This window comes from Synergistaceae bacterium, from assembly GCA_021372895.1.
GTDB lineage: Bacteria > Synergistota > Synergistia > Synergistales > Synergistaceae > JAJFTP01.
The window spans coordinates 1-18,516 of record JAJFTP010000059.1 but is presented as its reverse complement, the minus strand read 5'-3'; the positions used below and the strand labels follow the sequence as shown (position 1 = coordinate 18,516).

Annotated in this window: 21 protein-coding genes; all 21 read left to right on the top strand. The window is 49.4% G+C overall.

Annotated elements, in window-relative coordinates; all coding sequences use genetic code 11:
* The 21 genes from LLF78_05245 (at position 1) to groL (ending at position 18,022) form a co-directional block, all read left to right on the top strand.
* The gene (locus LLF78_05245) at positions 1-114 is read left to right on the top strand and encodes a hypothetical protein (protein MCE5201901.1); all 114 of its coding nucleotides are present in this window, start codon (positions 1-3) and stop codon (positions 112-114) included.
* Between the two features lie 15 nt (positions 115-129).
* Positions 130-1,077, top strand: coding sequence for an enoyl-[acyl-carrier-protein] reductase FabK (gene fabK, locus LLF78_05240; protein ID MCE5201900.1), 948 nt, complete (start codon positions 130-132; stop codon positions 1,075-1,077).
* Positions 1,077-2,024 (top strand): ACP S-malonyltransferase, encoded by a 948-nt coding sequence (gene fabD, locus LLF78_05235; protein MCE5201899.1) that lies wholly within the window; start codon positions 1,077-1,079, stop codon positions 2,022-2,024. The genes fabK and fabD overlap by 1 nt, the downstream gene beginning before the upstream one ends.
* Before the next feature lie 2 nt (positions 2,025-2,026).
* The gene (fabG, locus tag LLF78_05230; protein ID MCE5201898.1) at positions 2,027-2,767 is read left to right on the top strand and encodes a 3-oxoacyl-[acyl-carrier-protein] reductase; all 741 of its coding nucleotides are present in this window, start codon (positions 2,027-2,029) and stop codon (positions 2,765-2,767) included.
* A gap of 79 nt (positions 2,768-2,846) precedes the next feature.
* Positions 2,847-3,098 (top strand): acyl carrier protein, encoded by a 252-nt coding sequence (gene acpP / locus LLF78_05225; GenBank protein ID MCE5201897.1) that lies wholly within the window; start codon positions 2,847-2,849, stop codon positions 3,096-3,098.
* 70 nt (positions 3,099-3,168) lie between these two features.
* The gene (gene fabF / locus LLF78_05220) at positions 3,169-4,407 is read left to right on the top strand and encodes a beta-ketoacyl-ACP synthase II (protein ID MCE5201896.1); all 1,239 of its coding nucleotides are present in this window, start codon (positions 3,169-3,171) and stop codon (positions 4,405-4,407) included.
* Between the two features lies 1 nt (position 4,408).
* The gene (rnc, locus tag LLF78_05215) at positions 4,409-5,095 is read left to right on the top strand and encodes a ribonuclease III (GenBank protein MCE5201895.1); all 687 of its coding nucleotides are present in this window, start codon (positions 4,409-4,411) and stop codon (positions 5,093-5,095) included.
* 396 nt (positions 5,096-5,491) lie between these two features.
* On the top strand, positions 5,492-6,034 hold the full coding sequence (pyrR, locus tag LLF78_05210; protein ID MCE5201894.1) for a bifunctional pyr operon transcriptional regulator/uracil phosphoribosyltransferase PyrR: 543 nt from the start codon (positions 5,492-5,494) through the stop codon (positions 6,032-6,034).
* Positions 6,027-6,974: an aspartate carbamoyltransferase catalytic subunit gene (locus LLF78_05205; GenBank protein MCE5201893.1), complete on the top strand. Its 948-nt coding sequence runs from the start codon at positions 6,027-6,029 to the stop codon at positions 6,972-6,974. Before pyrR ends, LLF78_05205 begins: the two co-directional genes overlap by 8 nt.
* A complete protein-coding gene (locus LLF78_05200) occupies positions 6,974-8,287 on the top strand; it encodes a dihydroorotase (protein ID MCE5201892.1) in 1,314 nt (437 codons plus the stop codon). Before LLF78_05205 ends, LLF78_05200 begins: the two co-directional genes overlap by 1 nt.
* A 156-nt stretch (positions 8,288-8,443) precedes the next feature.
* Positions 8,444-9,151, top strand: a complete 708-nt coding sequence (pyrF, locus tag LLF78_05195; GenBank protein ID MCE5201891.1) for an orotidine-5'-phosphate decarboxylase — start codon at positions 8,444-8,446, stop codon at positions 9,149-9,151.
* Entirely contained in the window at positions 9,151-9,753 is a 603-nt protein-coding gene (gene pyrE / locus LLF78_05190) for an orotate phosphoribosyltransferase (GenBank protein MCE5201890.1), read from the top strand. The genes pyrF and pyrE overlap by 1 nt, the downstream gene beginning before the upstream one ends.
* Positions 9,750-10,586 (top strand): hypothetical protein, encoded by an 837-nt coding sequence (locus tag LLF78_05185; protein MCE5201889.1) that lies wholly within the window; start codon positions 9,750-9,752, stop codon positions 10,584-10,586. The genes pyrE and LLF78_05185 overlap by 4 nt, the downstream gene beginning before the upstream one ends.
* Positions 10,587-10,696: 110 nt before the next feature.
* Positions 10,697-11,557: a hypothetical protein gene (locus LLF78_05180; protein MCE5201888.1), complete on the top strand. Its 861-nt coding sequence runs from the start codon at positions 10,697-10,699 to the stop codon at positions 11,555-11,557.
* A 21-nt stretch (positions 11,558-11,578) separates the two neighbouring features.
* The gene (lptB, locus tag LLF78_05175; protein ID MCE5201887.1) at positions 11,579-12,319 is read left to right on the top strand and encodes an LPS export ABC transporter ATP-binding protein; all 741 of its coding nucleotides are present in this window, start codon (positions 11,579-11,581) and stop codon (positions 12,317-12,319) included.
* Between the two features lie 16 nt (positions 12,320-12,335).
* Entirely contained in the window at positions 12,336-13,889 is a 1,554-nt protein-coding gene (gene murJ / locus LLF78_05170) for a murein biosynthesis integral membrane protein MurJ (GenBank protein MCE5201886.1), read from the top strand.
* Positions 13,890-13,955: 66 nt separating this feature from the next.
* On the top strand, positions 13,956-14,504 hold the full coding sequence (locus LLF78_05165; GenBank protein ID MCE5201885.1) for a hypothetical protein: 549 nt from the start codon (positions 13,956-13,958) through the stop codon (positions 14,502-14,504).
* On the top strand, positions 14,505-14,681 hold the full coding sequence (locus LLF78_05160; GenBank protein MCE5201884.1) for a hypothetical protein: 177 nt from the start codon (positions 14,505-14,507) through the stop codon (positions 14,679-14,681). It abuts the gene before it with no gap.
* 16 nt (positions 14,682-14,697) lie between these two features.
* Positions 14,698-15,720 carry a tRNA (adenosine(37)-N6)-threonylcarbamoyltransferase complex transferase subunit TsaD gene (gene tsaD / locus LLF78_05155; protein MCE5201883.1) on the top strand — a complete coding sequence of 341 codons (1,023 nt, stop codon included), beginning with the start codon at positions 14,698-14,700 and terminating at the stop codon, positions 15,718-15,720.
* Between the two features lie 330 nt (positions 15,721-16,050).
* Positions 16,051-16,341, top strand: coding sequence for a co-chaperone GroES (groES, locus tag LLF78_05150; GenBank protein ID MCE5201882.1), 291 nt, complete (start codon positions 16,051-16,053; stop codon positions 16,339-16,341).
* Between the two features lie 37 nt (positions 16,342-16,378).
* Complete coding sequence (gene groL / locus LLF78_05145; protein MCE5201881.1) at positions 16,379-18,022, top strand: chaperonin GroEL; 1,644 nt, start codon at positions 16,379-16,381, stop codon at positions 18,020-18,022.
* Positions 18,023-18,516 lie beyond the last annotated feature (494 nt).

Below are 18,516 nucleotides of genomic sequence, written 5' to 3'. Positions count from 1 at the left end.
ATGATAACGTTAGATGAAGCTATGAAGTCCGGAAGGATCAGAAGCGGAGAAAAAGTTGCATTCGTAGCGTTTGGCGCCGGAATGACTTTGGGAGCCTTGCTTTACGAGGCATAAGGGGGATTTATGAAGATGTTTGAGAATAACAGGGTAACAAGGCTTCTGAATATCAGATATCCTATATTACAAGGCGGAATGGCATGGGTGGCTGATGCAGACCTCGCCGCCGCCGTCAGCAATGCGGGCGGCCTTGGCATAATAGCTGCGGCCAGTATGCCTGCGGAACTGTTGGAGCAGCAGATAATAAAGATAAAAACTCTCACTGATAAGCCTTTCGGCGTTAACATCATGCTTATGTCAGAGACTGCTGATGACGCCATTGAAATCGCGGTAAAATACAGAGTCCCGGTTGCAACTACCGGGGCAGGCAAGCCGGGCAAGGTGCTTGACAGGCTGAAACCGCTGGGTACAGTAGTTATGCCGGTCATCGCATCCGTCGCTCATGCGGAGAGGGTGGCGAGACAGGGTGCTGATGCTGTAATAGCGGAGGGCAGCGAGGCAGGCGGGCACATAGGTGAGGTTACAACGATGAACCTTGTGCCCCAGATTGCCGAAGTAGTTAATATTCCTGTCATAGCCGCAGGCGGAATCGCCAACGGCCGCGGTATGGTCGCTGCATTTGCGCTTGGAGCCGAGGGTGTTCAGGTCGGCACGCGTTTTGTATGCGCATCAGAGAGCAATGTACATGTAAACTATAAGGAAAAGATCATAAAGGCAGGAGATCGAGCGACAGTTGTCACAGGACGATCTCTCGGGCATCCCGTAAGAGTACTCCGGAACAAGCTGTCAAAAGAGTTTGAAGAACTGGAGAGGAACGGAGCTCCCGCTGAGGAACTGGAGCGGCTTGGCGCAGGGAAACTCAGACTTGCCGTAGTGGAAGGTGACATGGAGTGGGGGTCGCTGATGGCAGGCCAGTCAGCCGGACTTGTAAGGGCAATTGAGCCGGTCTCTGTGATTATAAATGACATAATTAACGGGGCCTTGATCGAAGCAGAGAAATTGAAGAGGTTTGCTGAATAATGAAATATGCACTTATATTTCCCGGACAGGGTGCACAAAAGCCAGGTATGGGCAAGGAATTATATAATAAATATGAAGCGGCGCGCTCTGTTTTTGAAGAAGCCGATGATGCGCTTGGGTTTGCACTGAGCGGCATAATCTTTGACGGAACGGCAGAAGAACTTACCAAAACCGCTATCACGCAGCCTGCTATAATGACCGTAAGCATAGCGGCATACAGGGCGCTTGAATCTGAATACGGTTCCGAACTGATGCCGTCCTGCGTTGCCGGCCACAGCCTGGGCGAATATACCTCCCTTGTGGCTGCCGGTTCTGTCCCGTTTGCCGATGCTTTAAGGCTGGTGCATCTCCGCGGAGGGCTGATGCAGGATGCGGTCCCTATAGGCGTGGGAGCTATGGCCGCGATAATAGGCAAGGATCTTGAAGAAGTCTGTGAGCTCTGTTCGAAAGCGGCACAGGGTGAAATATGCCAGGCTGCTAACGTTAACGCTCCGACACAGGTGGTAATATCAGGACATAAAGGAGCTGTAAGCCGCGTAATAGAAATGGTCGAGGCCGATGGTTCCGCAAAGGCAATTTTATTAAGGGTCAGTGCCCCGTTTCACTGTGAGCTTATGCGCCCGGTCGGAGACAAACTTAAGGCAGCATTCGAAGAGATATGCTGGAAGGATCCAAAGTGCCCCATAGTTGCAAATGCCTCAGCATCGTTTGTGCGGCATGTGCCAGAACTCAAAGAGGCCCTATACATGCAGACCTTCTCCCCGGTTCTTTGGTCACAGAGCGTACTTGCAATGGAGGATCACGGAATAGAGGGTTACATAGAGCTTGGTCCTGGGAGTGTGCTTTCGGGTCTTGTAAGAAAGATATGCAAAGGAAAGAGACCATATCCTGTCTCGACATCGGAAGAGCTTGACAGCGCGATCCTGTTTCTTAGAGGTGAGGCTTAATAATGGGTGATGGCAAAATTGCGCTTGTAACTGGCGCCGGCAGGGGCATGGGAAGAGCCATAGCGCTTGAGCTTGCAAAAAACGGATGTTCCGTTGCGGTTAACTATAACCGTTCAGCTGAGGCTGCGATGGAGCTTGTACGGCATATAGAGGCCGACGGCGGATGCGCGGCAGCGGTAAAGGCGGATGTGTCATCCCCCGAAGAAGTCAGGGAGATGTTCAGAGCGGTAACCGCCGAGCTGGGCGCTGTAGGGATACTCGTCTGCAATGCAGGCATTACAAAGGATAACCTTCTGATCCGTATGAAGGATGAAGAGTGGAACGATGTAATATCAGCCGACCTTAACTCGCTCTTTTACTGTGCAAAAGAGGCAGTAAGGCCTATGATAAAGGCCCGGAGTGGACGTATAATAGCTATCACTTCGGTGACCGGACTTGTCGGTAATGCCGGGCAGTGCAACTATGCTGCTGCTAAGGCGGGAATGACTGGTTTTATCAAGAGTCTTGCGCGTGAGGTCGGCGCCAGGGGGATAACGGTCAACGCGGTTGCTCCCGGATATGTCGACACGGACATGACGTCTGTGCTTTCAGATGATACCAGGAGCTCAATTTTAAAGGGCATCCCGGTCGGACGCATGGGCACTCCGGAGGATATTGCCAAAACGGTTGCTTTTTTGGCTTCGGACGGAGCATCATATATTAATGGACAGGTGATCGCTGTTGACGGCGGCATGACTATGTGAGTAAAGCCGAGGCAGTATATAATGGCCTGGAACATAAAACGACAAAAATTTATCTGGATTTTGGAAGGAGGTGAACTGTATGAAACAGGAAGAAATACAGGCAAAACTTAAGGAGATCGTAATGGACCGCCTTAACGCAGAAGAGAGTCAGATCAAGCCGGAAGCATCGTTCGTAGAAGATCTCGGCGCGGATTCCCTGGATATTGTAGAGCTTATCATGGGTATCGAAGAAGAGTTTGATATTGAAATACCCGATGAAGATGCCGAAAAGCTGACGACAGTCGGCGAAGCAATGAGTTATGTCAAGTCAAAACTTGGTGTAGAAGGCTAAATGAAAGTGATTTTTAAATAAGAGGGGCAGATTTATTATAAGCCCCTCTTATCTTCACGGAGGGACGCCTATGAGAAGGGTTGTTATCACAGGTGCCGGTGCCGTAACGCCAATCGGACTCGGCAAAGAGGAATTCTGGAAGGCCCTTGGGGAAGGTAAAAACGGTGTAGGTTATACTACGCTGTTCGATACTTCTGCACATAGCACAAAAATCAGTGCCGAGGTTAAAAATTTTAACCCTGAGGAATGGCTGGAGAAAAAGGAAGTCCGCCGTACCGACAGGGTGCTCCACCTTGCCACAGCAGCTGCTGATATGGCTGTAAAAGATGCCGCGCTTGATGTGGAGTCTCTAGATAAGAATATGTTCGGTGTCTATATAGGCAGCGGTGAGGGCGGGATAGGAACAATCGAAGAAAACTTCCATACCATCTATGAAAAGGGACCAAGCCGCGTCAGTCCTTTCTTGGTGCCGATGATGATAGTAAATATGTCCGCCGCTTATGTTGCAATACGCTTTGGAGCAAAGGGACCGAATATGGCGGTAATAACTGCATGCGCGACCTCGATAAACTGTATAGGGGAAGCATACAACTGTATTGTTCGCGGAGACGCGGATATAATACTTGCCGGGGGCTCTGAGGCAGCAGTTACATCGATCGCGACAGCCGGATTTGCTTCGCTCAAAGCTCTTTCGAACAGAAACGACGATCCGGAGCATGCCTCGCGCCCGTTTGATCTGGGACGTGATGGTTTTGTCATGGGAGAGGGAGCAGGTGTGCTTGTCCTTGAAGACCTTGAGCACGCTAAAAAACGCGGTGCAAAGATATATGCAGAGGTCAAGGGTTACGGTCTTTCATGTGATGCGTACCACATTACGGCGCCGGATCCCGAAGGAGACGGTGCATATCGTGCTATGGCAATGGCAGTGAGAAAAGCCGGATGGTCAACTGACGATGTTGATCTGATCAATGCACATGGAACATCCACGCCGCTCAACGACAAGATGGAGACCATGGCGATCAAGAGGCTGTTTGGTGCTTATGGAGACAAGATCATGGTCCAGTCAACTAAATCCATGATAGGACATTTGCTCGGTGCCGCCGGTGCCGTTGAGACTATTGCAGCGATGCTTGCAATTGAGAAAGGCATAGTCCATCCTACCATCAACCAGTTTGAGAAAGATCCTGAATGTGATCTCAACACCGTCCCCAACAAAGCCGTTTATGCCGATGTTAATAAAGTGCTGATCAACAGCTTTGGATTTGGAGGGCACAACGGAGTCCTTGCCCTGGAGCGATACACAGACTGAAATGAAAGATAAGAGAGAGCGTGAAGCGTCGCTTTGCACTTTTCAGAAAAAGCTCGGTTACACTTTTAGAAAAATTGAATTTCTGGAAGAGGCTCTGACTCATTCGTCCTATGCAAATGAGTCAGGCCTTTCTCTTCATAACGAGAGGCTCGAGTTTCTTGGTGATGCGGTGCTTGAACTTATAACGTCCGAAAGGCTCTATAGGGAATACAAGACCCTGGATGAGGGTCAGCTTACGAGGCTGCGTTCACGGTTTGTCTGCAAGAACAGCCTCGGCATATGGGCCGGAGGCGTAGGGATACCTGACATTATAAAGCTCGGCCGCAGCCTCTTAAAATCAGGCGCAACACAGTCAGTGGCGGCGGATGCAGCGGAGGCGGTATTTGGCGCTGTCTTTCTCGACGGCGGATATGGAAGTGCGCTGACCGTAGTGGACCGTTTCCTGGACAGCCAGGAGGTAGAAGCGTCGCCGGATGCTCTTGACCCAAAGACAGAACTGCAGGAGCTGCTTCAGGGACAGGGCAGAGGTGTCCCATACTACAAAACTATAGAACGTTCAGGCCCGGACCACGCACTTCACTTCAAAGTCCAGGTCACGCTTGGCGATGCGATCCTCGCCGAAGCCTGGGGTTCCAGTATAAAGGAAGCGGAATTTTCCGCAGCTGAACTCGCCCTTAAATCTCTGTAAAATCCACTGTGTAGGGTCAAACTATAAAATTCGCAAATCTCGCACGGCAGCTATGATACCGTGAGATTTGTGCTGTCAAAAAGGTAGGAATCATTATAAAGTTTTCGTACGGCTCGCAGGCTAATTATTTTTGGGTGGGAAAGTTCGGCCGGTTATAATAAATTTTTTATTCAAGAGTATTTGCAACCGATTGCATAAAAGTTAAACGTGAGATATAATATCCAATGTGCAGAGAGAGGATAGGGGGCCGAGAAGATGAAATTGAGGATTTATTATTACAGGCATATTTTCGTCTTCGGTCCGTTCCCGCGGAGAACATCGGTTATTTTGTGAGACTGCCTTTGGGTGGTCTCATTTTTTTGCAGAAAATATGAGGGGGGTATTATGTTGTCGGAACTGAAGGAAAAGGCGCAATTGATGGATTCGCAAGATCTTAACCGCGTAATCAGAAGGATAGCGCATGAGATCGTTGAGCAAAACAAGGGAACGGAGAATATGATCCTTGTCGGTATACACAGAAGGGGAGTCCACCTCGCACGGCGTCTCCAGAAACTCATTGAAGAGGCCGAAGGAGCGAAGGTACCCTGCGGAGAGCTTGATATCACACTGTATCGCGATGACCTTACAACTCTGTTTGAGCAGCCGATGGTCCACAGCACCAGGATACCGCAGGATATTGCAGGCAAGAATATTTTTCTTATCGATGATGTTATATACACAGGCCGTACTATAAGAGCCGCACTTGAAGCTCTCATAGACCTTGGGAGGCCGTCGCAGGTCAAGCTTGCTGTCATTATCGACAGGGGGCACCGGGAACTGCCCATACACCCTGATATCTGTGGAAAGAATGTTCCTACGTCTAAGAATGAAGTTATAGAGGTCAGAGTTGCAGAACTTGACGGAAAAGACGAGGTGGTAATCTGTGAACGCGATGCCTAGTGAAGTCGGACAGATCGTATGGCGGCACAGAAATGTCATAGATCTTGACAACTGGACAAAAGAAGAACTTTATTTCCTCCTTGACCAGGCGCGGCACATGGAAAATGTTATGGACAGGCCGATAAAAAAGGTCCCTGTCCTTCGCGGAAAGATGGCGGTCAATCTCTTCTTTGAGAACTCAACTCGTACGAGGGTTTCATTTGAACTTGCAGAAAAAATGCTTTCCGCGGATGTCGTCAACTGGTCAGTCTCAGGCTCAAGCCATGCTAAGGGTGAGACAATGCGTGACACGGCATGGACTCTGGAAGCTATGGGTGCGGACATTGTGGTCATGAGGCATGGAGCAGTCGGTGCGGCTCAGTACCTTGCTTCCAAACTCAAAAGGGCGATCGTGCTGAACGCTGGTGACGGGACTCATGCGCACCCGACTCAGGCTCTGCTTGACCTCTATACGGCATGGAAACACATCGGGACTCTTGAAGGCAGAAAGATCGCTCTTGTCGGCGATGTTCTGCATAGTCGCGTCGCCCGCAGCGATATTATAGGTTTTAAAACAATGGGCTGTGAAGTAGTGCTCTCCGGCCCCCCGACCATGATGCCCAGGGAGATAGATGCGCTGGGTTGCAGATATGACAGAGACCCGCGCAATGCCGTCAAAGAGGCCGACATGGTCTATCTGCTGCGGATACAGAGGGAGCGCCAGCAGGACGGGCTATTCCCGTCTATAGACGAGTATCATCGCTGGTGGGGTGCTGATGAGGAATTGATGTCGTTTGCTAAACCAGGTGCTCTCGTTATGCACCCCGGACCGATGAACAGGGGAGTCGAAATAGCGTCAGAAGTAGCGGACGGACATCAGAGCGTCATACTTGAGCAGGTGCGTTCCGGAGTCGCTATCCGCATGGCTCTTCTTTATCTTTGCGCAGGAGGGGCAAGATGATGGGAAAAATACTTTTTAAAAATTTTAAGGTGTTTGACGGGAAAAAATTCATAGGCGCAGATTCGCTGCTTGCAGAGGATGGTAAAATCTCAGAAATCGGGAACGGACTTACATGTGCGGGTGCTGAGATAATTGACGGAACCGGCGTGAGGATACTTTCCCCCGGATTTATAGACCTCCATGCCCACTTCAGGGATCCGGGAGGAGAATGGAACGAAGATATCAATTCAGGGGCAAGAGCCGGTGCTGCGGGCGGATTCACCACTATGGTCTCAATGCCTAATACTAAGCCGGCAATCTCTGATGCATCTCTTGTCAGTTATGTTCTTAGCAAAGGGGCTGCATCCGGCGGCTCTCGTATACTTCCTGCCGGCTGTATAAGCAAGGAGAGAGAGGGCATAGAAATGGCCGAACTGCTGAAAATGGCAGAAACCGGTGCCGTAATGTTCACTGACGACGGTTCTCCTGTCCGGACAAGTGCGCTACTTCGCCTTGCGCTTCAGTATCTGGGCAATGATCAGCCCCGCGTAATGGAACATCCTGAGGATATAAGCCTATTCAAGGGCGGACAGGTACATGAGGGACGTGCCAGCGCTCTGAGCGGATTAAAGGGCATTCCGTCTGCATCGGAAGAAATAGATGTGGCACGGGGTATCGCTCTTGTGCGTGATACGGGCGGCAGGATACACTTTACCCACATCAGCAGCAAGAATGCACTTGGGCTAATTGCCCGGGCAAAGAAGGAGGGACTTGACGTAACCTGCGATACGACCTTTCATCATCTGACGCTTAACGAGAATGCTCTTATCAACAGCGGATACAACTCACGCTATAAGGTAAACCCGCCGTTGCGCAGCCCTGAGGATCAGGCCTCTCTATGGAATGGGCTCCTGGATGGGACGATCGACGCAATAGTAACGGATCATGCACCTTGGCACATGGACGAAAAGGACGAACCTTTCCAGGAGGCTCCTTTCGGGATCGCGTCGCTTGAGTGCGCAGTTGCCGTACTCATAGACTTCAGAAACAGAAATTATCAGGAAGTTCCGCTTGAACTCCTGCTGTCGAAGATAACCAGCTCTCCTGCTTCGCTTCTGCCTGAAAAGTGGCGGGGGCTCGGCGTGCTCAAAGAGGGCGCAGCTGCAGATATTACAATTATAGATGAAGAACGGACCCGAATTGTCGACTGTTCCGTCTGGAAGAGCAAGGCGCGGTGCTGTCCGTGGGAGGGGATCGCCTTGACTGGGTGGCCTGTGATGACATTTCTGGAAGGGATCAGGATATGGCAGGACGATGAGGATCTGTCGCTTTAAGAACCGGATAGTTTAATGGTTTGAGTCAATAAAATAAATTACATAGTTGATTTTTCAATTTACGGAATGCTTATCGTGACTTATGGGAAGTAGGAAGGGGTTCTTTTGCTGATACGTAAAGGGACCCCCTAAGCTATAATTGGAGGTATCCTATTTATGAGTAAAGAAACATGCGGACTGATACTTGCGCTTGATATGCAGACAATCCAAGCTGCACGTGCTTTTCTTGAGAAACTTGACAGAGCTACGCCTTACGTAAAAGTGGGGCCAAGGCTCTTTGCTATGGGCGGAACAAAATTTGCCGAAGAGATAATTGACATGGGCTATAACCTGTTTCTGGACCTTAAACTGCACGATATCCCAAATACCGTAGCTTCTGCGGTGGAGCCACTGTCGGAGCTCGGGCTGTGGGCACTTACTATACATACATCCGGCGGGTACGAAATGATGGCACGTTCCGTTGCTGTCAGGGATAGGACAGGAAGCAGGATGAAACTGTTTGGTATTACGGTGCTTACAAGTCTAGGGGGAGAACTGTGGCGAGATGTCCACCCCGGCTCAGATTTGGAGACCGCACTTGTGGCGCGCGCCGAAACAGCTGAAAGAGCCGGTCTTGACGGGATAGTATGCTCGCCTCTTGACCTTGGATTTTTGAAGGGGAGGGCAGAGAGGCTTATTCGCGTCGTCCCCGGCATAAGGGCGTTCGGGGTCAGCACAGAAGACCAGACGCGAATTGCAACAGCTGAGGCTGCAGCCGCTAATGGAGCTGACTATATTGTTGTAGGAAGGCCAATACTTGAGGCTGCGGATCCGGTCCTTGAGGTAAAGGATATAATAAGGACACTGGCGGAGGTGAAACGGTAATGGAAGGTCGATGCGGATACAAGGATGACGACGTTGCAAAAAAAATACAGGAAATGATGAAACAGAGCGGCGCCCACCTTGAGGGGCACTTCAAGCTGACATCAGGCCTCCATAGCGGGCACTATCTTCAATGTGCACTTATGTTGCGTTTTCCGAAGCTTGCAGCTTATGCCGGTGAAAAGCTGGCAGAACGCCTGGCGCCGTTTAGGCCTGAGCTTATACTCTCGCCTGCCCTAGGGGGATTAATTATAGGACATGAGGTCGCACGAGCATTAGATGTCCCTTTTATATTCTGCGAGCGACAGGATGGGGAGATGCGCCTGCGGCGCTTCCCGCACCCGGGCAACCTTCGTTTTGCGCTTGTTGAGGATGTCGTTACGACAGGCAAATCGTCCTGCGAGACTGCCAAGATACTCTCAGACGGCGGCGCGCAATGGGTCGCTTCGGGTTCGGTGGTCGACAGGCGCCAGCTTGGCGTATGGGATGAGTGGGATCTCCAGTCCCTCTGGAAAATTGTCTTTCCTGTGTATGAGACTGAAAATTGCCCTCTCTGCAAGGAGGGCATCCCTCTTGTGAAGCCTGGGAGCCGTCCGGATAAATGAAGCTGTCTCCGCTGGGACGCAGTTTGTGTATCATATTCTGCTTTTCAGCGGCATTGCTTGCATGTCTCTGCTATGGCGCAGTACCATCATATGCTGCTGATTTTGCCGTTACATCTCCATGGGTAGGAGTTATAGCCTCGTTTATAGGAGGCAACAATTCCAGAGTACGCGATCTTGCTGTTTGGGATGCATCGGGTAAGGTAATGCCGATCAGCCGTCCAAGGGCCGGAGAAGAAATTATCGCCATTGACATGAAGGATGCAGCCCGTTTTAGAATATCTAGGAGCAACAAAAAACTTCACCTGCTTTATGGTTCCCTTTCTATGACTGATGAGCAGCTTGTCACCGCTTTTTTTGACCCGGCGATGCTTCCATTCATTGCACAGAATGTAATGAAAATAATCGCTGAAACTGACAGTAAACATTATTCCTTTTATCAGCGTCGGCTTGCAGAGTTCCAGTCGCGTATAGAAAGTACAGTCGACATAGGCCGGTATCTGCTTGAAAAAACAAAGATACTCGATCTGACAGGAGCTGAGGGCGCTTGGGTCCGCGCAGCAGTACCAGGTGCGGTACGGGCTCCCTCTTATGTATGGAAGGTCTGGCTTGATGGTGACACAAATGCCCTGAAGGCGGCGCTTGACGAGGCGCAGAAGCGCGGATGGCTGATACTGCTTGATCCATGGACACCTCCTGAAATCAGGAGGGTCGCGTCTTCTTATGGCAATAGATTTACGCTGCCGCCACCGGAAAAAGGACAGGACTATTTTATATTTCTTCACGATGTTTTTTTAATGATCAACAACAGGATAAAAGCATCTTCGGTAAAATAAATTTACAGCCGAGGCAGGTTGTATAGGGAAGAAAATAGGGTAAAATAACAGAGTACGGTCTGGCTTCTCTGCTGTGCGCTGTTTATTTTATCGAGGGATGGGGTTTTCCTATGATACACAAGCAGAAACTTATATCGGTATCTCTGGCTGCACTGCTTTTCGTATTTTCTTTAACTCATATGCTCTATGCGGCAGAAGAGGGTAAACTGTCGGCTGATTCGATCCAGTACAACACAAACACGAAAAAAGTAAAGGCTGCCGGAAATGTAGTGATAAATAGGGGTGGCGTCACACTATTTGGCAATACTGCGGATGGAGATATAAATACATCAGAGTTTCAGCTTAAGGGGGAAGTAAGGGGGATTTTTACCAAGGAGAAAGCTGAACTCACTGCAGAAACGCTCAAGTGGGCTAGTGGAAACAACAAAAAAGACAATGGAAAAGTTGAGGCCTTTGGTAATGTGCATATAACCAGAAATAAGGCCGATAAACTTGACGCAGAATATGTACTCTGGGAGCTCAACACCGAAAATTTCACTGCGCGCGGCAGAGTAGATGCCGTCGTGCAGGATCGCCTTATAAATGCCGGAGAAGCCGGCCGTTCCGGTGAAAAATTCTGGGGAAGGGACGTTACACGCTATGAAGACCGTAAGCAGAAAATCGGGATTGCTGCAAAGCTGATTGACGGAGTAATAAGGGACGGAGTAGTGCAGGAAATAGTCGCAACAGAAGATGTAAAAATGGACTACATTGATAAAGAGGGCTTCAAGACTGTCATCACCGGAGCTAAAGCTATATATTCAAAGGACCGGGGCACTGTTGTTGTTTCAGGCAATGCAAAAGCCGTGCGCAGCGACGGCAAGACCGTCACAGCAGACAATATTGTCCTGTACGAAGATACCAAGAATATAGAGGCATCAGGACACGCAAAGGTATCGTTCGTGCTCCCTGAGAAAGACAAGAAAAAATAGACTGCGGACGGAGAATAATGCATGAATATTTCAGGTGACAGATCAATCTTAAGGGCTGAACACCTTATAAAGACGTACAACAGGCGTCGGGTCGTCGATGACGTCTCCATAGAGATACGCAAAGGTGACATTGTTGGGCTGCTGGGTCCAAACGGAGCGGGCAAGAGCACTACTTTTTATATGATAGTAGGAAGGGTGCTGCCAGAATCAGGCAGGGTATTCCTCGGGGATCTTGATATCAGTACAATGCCGATGTTTGAGAGGGCGCGGGTCGGACTCGGATATCTGCCCCAGGAAGCATCCGTGTTCAGGAATCTCACCGTTCTTCAAAATCTTGACCTGGTGCTGGAGGAATCCGGCATGGAACGCAGCCAGCGCGAGGAGAAAACAGAGCGGCTTCTTAACGATTACGGACTTATGCACATAAAGGATGTTATAGGGATATCGCTCTCAGGGGGCGAGAGGCGTCGTGTTGAAATAGCGCGCTGTCTGGCGCTTGAGCCGGCATTTATACTCCTGGATGAGCCGTTCAGCGGTATTGACCCTATTGCGGTCGCGGACCTTCAGGCTATAATCAGAAATCTTAAAGAGCGCGGATATGGGATATTGCTCACCGACCACAACGTCAGAGAGACCCTTTCCATTACGGACAGGGCATATCTTATTAACGAGGGCAGGGTTTTTCTCGAAGGTCTTCCCGATGAAATAGCCAATAACGAGCAAGCACGTAAATTTTATCTTGGGAAAGACTTTTCCTGGTAATTTGGTTTGTGCCGTGATGAACAATAACGAAAACCTATCCGGCATGGTGCGGCATGCTATGAGGATGATGGTTGGGACTCTGGCAAGCAGGATCCTCGGGCTTGCCAGAGAAATGCTCACTGCCGCACTCTTCGGCGCGACGAGGCAGCTTGATTCTTTTTATATTGCTTATACTCTGGCCAACCTCTTAAGACAGCTTCTTGCTGAAGGTGCGTTATCAGCGTCATTTGTGCCGGTATTTTCGCGGACTCTTTTAGGCGAAGGCAATGACTCGGCACAGGATCTGGCCAAGCAGGCATTGTCTGTTTTGCTTTTGGGCGGCGCATTTGTCGTGCTTATAGGCGTATGGATGGCACCGCTTTTAGTCGGTGTTATGGCTCCTGGTTTTGCCGTTGCTGAACGGGTTCTTGCCATTTCGCTTACGCGTATATTGTTTCCTTTTCTGCTTTTTGTATCGGTTGGGGCTCTCGCAATGGGAGTACTTAACAGTATGGGTTGTTTTTTTGTCCCTGCCGTTGCTCCTGCTCTCAGCAACATAGTCTATATTATTTTTCTGCTGGCAACGATGAAGTCTCTCTCGATATGGAACCTCGCCGCGGCGGTACTGCTCGGCGGTTTGTGCCAAATGCTCCTGCAATGGTATTGGTGCCTAAGGATGGGAGTGCTTTTGCTGCCGTCTCTGCCAAAACGGGGTAATGTACAGCTGAGGAGCATGATGTCTCTTTTTCTGCCCTATGCTGCAGGACTCTCAATTAATCAGATAAACCCGGTCATCAGCAGGATGCTCGGTTCCTTTCTGCAGGGCGGCTCAATATCAGTTCTTAATTATGCGGACAGAGTACTGCAGCTTCCACTGGGGCTTTTTGTCATTGCCATATCACAGGCTGTGCTTCCCATGCTCTCCCGGCAGTCTCGCGAGGATACATCCGGTTTCCGCGATTTCATACGGGACGCGCTTCGTTTTAACCTGTTCCTGGTTGTTCCTGTAGCGGCGGGACTCTTTCTGGTATCAGATGAGATCATCCATCTGCTTTTCTTTCGCGGAGCTTTCTCAGAGTGGGCCTGGCATGCCACTGCTACCGCGCTGGCGCTTTATGGTCTTGGTTTGCCCGGCATGGCGAGCAGCACTGTAATTCTAAGGGCAATGTATGCGCGCAGGATGCCGCGTGCGGCTGTCACATTGACAATGGTGACAGTAGGGGTTAACCTCTGCGCCAGTCTTGTACTTATGCCGATGTTCTCATACGCAGGACTTGCCGCTGCTACCGCGGCGGCATTTACCTGCTCAAGCATATACGGAGGCTGGGCCCTTTCGCGTAATATAAAGGAAGATTTGAATTTTTTCGATATGACATGGCTGAGCAGGTTGATTGTGTCTGTATTGATTATGACTCTCTCCATCCTGTTTTTTAAATTTTTTGTGCCATATCCCATGGGATCTGCGATAATGAACAGGGTGCTGTGGGTCGTTGTAATAGGGTTTGGCGGCGCTGCCGTATATACGGCAGTAACTTTGCTTATGCACTGTCCGGAATGGAACTGGATAAAAGATGCCGTAAGCAGACAGTGAAATTATGACATAGCCTGAGGCTTCGTAAGTATACGAGTGTTTAAGGACAAAATTGGAGGCGGCTGCATGAAAAAAATGTCCATTGGTTTTTTGCTTGGTATTTTTATAATTGTATTATCAGCATCTGCAGCGTTGGCAATTAAGGCGCCAACGTCTGAAATAACGGCCGGACTTCTCGAAGAAAGGCAGATAGACTGCTGGGTTGAGGGCGAAGTATTCGGGGATCTGGTGATAGGTTCCAGGGGTTCGATACAGTTCATATACCTTGATGCAAAGCTCTCAAGGGCCATCTCTGAGGAGCACAGCCTTGCACCTTGGGTCGACGATTTCAATCAGTACTTCGGAACGCCCGAGACGGCTAACAAAGCGCTGTTTATAGCACAGCTTGAAGCAAATAAACCGTGGGATGTCAAAGCGGAATATATCAGAGTAGGAGATTATAATCTTAACAAGGATGACATAATATCGCCAAGCTGGAAGAACCCGTTCGGGAGTATCGACCCCGGAGACAAATGGCAGTTTGCTTTCGTTGTCCCGATGTCGGAACTAAAAAAGGGCGAGGAAATAATGGTAGGATACGGAGATGATCTTGTCAAATGGAGGGTGCCAAAGTAAATGCATACCTATAGATGTGCCGAATGCGGCCATACTTTCAAGACAAAAGACTTTGCGGAGAAATGCCCTGAGTGCAGATGCAGGGTCCTGGTACATGTTGAGGGAGAACGCAGAAAGAAAAAAAACTGCACGGGCGGGAATTGTGCTTCGTGCGGCAGCAGCTGCACATGTCACTGATAAGCCGCGGTAAGATATGCAGGAAAACTTCATCACTCTTGGCATAGAATCCAGCTGCGACGATACAGGGCTCGCTTTGCTGAAAGGGCAGAATGCTGTTCTCTCCTCCGTGCTGTCCAGTCAGACCGGATCTCACTCCCAATATGGCGGGGTAGTTCCGGAACTTGCATCAAGGATGCATCAGGAGGCAATAATCCCACTCCTTAAAGAAGTCCTTGCCGGAGCAGATATCAAAGACCCCCGCAGAGACATAGACCTTATTGCGGTTACGGCAGGTCCGGGACTCATGGGGTCTCTGCTTGTCGGCGTAATGACAGCAAAGGCTTTATCTCAGGGGTGGGGCGTGCCGCTTATCGGGGTAAATCATCTTGAGGGGCATATATTTGCCAACGTAGCCGTCGGAGAAGGGCTTGCCCCCCCCTTTATATCCGCCATCGTGTCAGGTGGACATACTGAGATCGTCCTTGTTGAAGATTTTGGCAAATATAAGCTATTAGGCTCCACGCGCGATGATGCGGCAGGAGAGGCCTATGACAAGATCTCTAAAATTCTTGGGCTCGGTTATCCCGGAGGTCCTGTAATTGACAGACTTGCAAAAGATGGCTGCGCAGATGCGTATCCGCTTCCGACTCCGCTCTCTGGCAGCGATGAAATAGAATTCAGCTTTAGCGGACTCAAAACCGCGACAGTGACGCTTATACAGAATGCAGAAAAAACGGGAAATCCTGTAAACATCAATGACTTGTGCGCGTCGTTCCAGAAAGCAGTCATAGGATCACTGGTCGTAAAAATAGCACTTGCCGTGAACAGGACCGGAGTGAAAAGGCTGGCTCTTTCCGGCGGAGTCGCGGCGAACTCAGGGCTTCGTTCGAAACTCACCTCCATTTCGGGCAGAAACGGATGGCAGCTGTTCCTTCCGCCTCTCTCCATGTGCATGGACAATGCTGTTATGATAGCAGCGGCTGGGTATAACGCTTACAGGCGCGGCAAGATATCCGATTTGACCCTCTCTCCGGATCCGTCCTGGGAGATATGGTAAAGGACAGTCAAATACCATAAAAACCGCATGGAAAATTTATACCAAACTGTACACATGGCACATGGCCGTGTGATTAATCTGCATTTTCTTAAAACCTGAAGGTGAGTGTTGCGTAAATTGCTCAAGATTCAACAATGTAAGATTATATCTAAAATACGCTATTTTTAAGAGATATATGAACTTAGCTGTGAATAATCTAAAATATTTGATGCTCATTAGATTTGAGAATTTGAGCGGGAATTATTAAACTTTGCCATGTAAGGTGATTAGCACTCAATAGACTGGAGTGCTAATACCAAAAGATCAAAAATTAATGCAGGAGGGGTTTATATGAAACTCAAACCACTAGGTGACAGGATAGTTGTAAAGGCAGCACCTCACGAGGAAATGACGAAGGGCGGCCTCGTCCTTCCGGAAACAGTGAAGGAAAAGCCGGTCGAAGGTGTAGTAGTTGCAGTCGGAGACGGGAAGGTCCTTGAAAACGGCAGCCGTCAGCCCATGGATGTCAAGGTAGATGACAGGGTCATCTACAGTAAATATTCAGGTACGGAAGTAAAGCTTGACGGAGAAGATTTCCTTATACTCAGCGAGAGAGACGTGCTCGCGGTAGTCACGAAGTAGTCGGACAGACTAATCATATATCTGGGAGGAATTCAGGATGGCAAAGATACTGCTTTTTAAAGAGGAAGCCCGCCGTGCAATGGAACGCGGCATGAATAAAGTTGCAGATACTGTCGGCATAACCCTTGGGCCGAAGGGGCGCAATGTAGTGCTTGACAAGAAATTCGGGTCGCCGACTATTACAAATGACGGTGTGACGATCGCAAAGGAATTCGAACTTGAAGATCCGTTTGAAAATATGGGTGCACAGCTGATCAAGGAAGTTGCATCAAAGACTAATGATGTTGCAGGGGATGGCACGACAACAGCTACGGTCCTTGCGCGTGCAATGGTCCGTGAAGGCATAAAAAATGTAGCTGCAGGCGCTAACGGGATGCTTATACGCAAGGGCATCGAAGATGCAACGGATTTAGTCGTAGAGGGGCTTAAGAAACAGGCAGTCCGTGTAAAGGAACACAACATGATCGCACAGGTTGCCGCTATCTCAGCTAATGACAAGGCAGTCGGAGAGCTCATAGCCGAGGCAATGGAAAAGGTTGGGGAAGAAGGCGTAATTACCGTTGAGGACAGCAAGAGCTTTGGCACATCGCTGGAGACGGTAGAGGGACTTCAGTTCGACAAGGGGTACATCAGCCCTTACATGATCACCAATCCTGAGCGCATGGAAGCGGTGCTTGACGATGCAAACATTCTTATCGTAGACGGTAAGATCAGCAACGTTAAGGATATGCTGCCCGTGCTTGAAAAGATAGTACAGCTGAGCAAGCCGCTTCTCATTATAGCAGAGGATATTGAGGGGGAAGCACTTGCGACGCTGGTAGTCAACAAACTTCGTGGTATTCTCCAGGTAGTTGCGGTTAAATCACCTGGTTTTGGTGATCGCAGAAAAGCTATGCTGCAGGATATAGCAATTGTTACCGGAGCCACTGTTGTCAGCGAAGAAGTGGGCCTCAAGCTTGAAAGTGCAGACACGACGGTACTGGGTCATGCCAAGAAGATCAAAGTCACCAAGGAAGATACAACGATTGTCGAAGGTGCCGGAGATTCCGAAAAGATCAAGGATCGTGCAGCACAGATAAAGAAGGAACTTGCAGATTCTACATCGGAATATGACAAGGAGAAGCTGCAGGAACGCCTTGCCAAGATAGTGGGCGGCGTCGCGGTGATCCAGGTAGGAGCGGCGACGGAGACGGAGCAGAAGGAACTTAAGCATCGTATAGAAGATGCGCTCAATGCAACTCGGGCGGCGGTCCAGGAAGGTATCGTTGCAGGCGGCGGAGTAGCTCTGGTTGGCTGTATCAAGGATCTTGACAATAAGATAATGAAGCTTGAGGGTGACATCAAAACCGGTGCGATGATTGTACGTAAAGCGCTTACCGAGCCGCTGCATCTCATAGCGACAAATGCAGGTATGCAGGGTGATGTCATTATCGAGAAGGTCAAGACACTTAAAGAGGGCGAAGGCCTCGATGCAACAACGGGCGAATATGTAGACATGATAAAGGCCGGGATCATTGACCCTGTCAAGGTTACCCGTTCGGCACTTGAGAATGCAGCATCAATTGCAGCTATGATACTTACTACCGATGCTATGATGGCAGACAAACCTGAAAAGAAAGAGACAGTTGGCGGTATGGCTGGCATGGATGGCATGGGCGGTATGGGCGGTATGGATTACTAATACCGTAAGGATACCGAAAATCAATGTCCCCCCCCCGCTGAGATGCGGGGGTTTTTTTATCTCCGGCAGTAGAAATTAGTTCTCATTTATGTCATACTTGGATGAGCGCTGAAAAATTAAGGTCACTAAAAATTATGCACAGACTGTTGCTGTCCCGTGTCACACAGTGTCTGGTTTTTTTACGGCGTTGCCTGAAAATAAGTGGCACAAAACATGTCTGCGGCTAAATTCGGCAATATCAGGAAAAACACTTGAAAAATCAATGCTTGTCCTTATGCTTTACTACAGCGGGGGTATTGGTCAACGTTTTTTCCAATGGATGGAATAAAAGCATGCCGGAGGTGAAGGGGAAGGACTCCCCGTGATGATGGAAAAAAAGAATAAAATACTTATCCTTGACTGCGGTTCTCAATACACACAACTTATAGCCAGGCGTGTCAGAGAACTTGGCGTCTTCAGTGAGATACTTTTCTGGGACGCTGCAGAGGATAAAA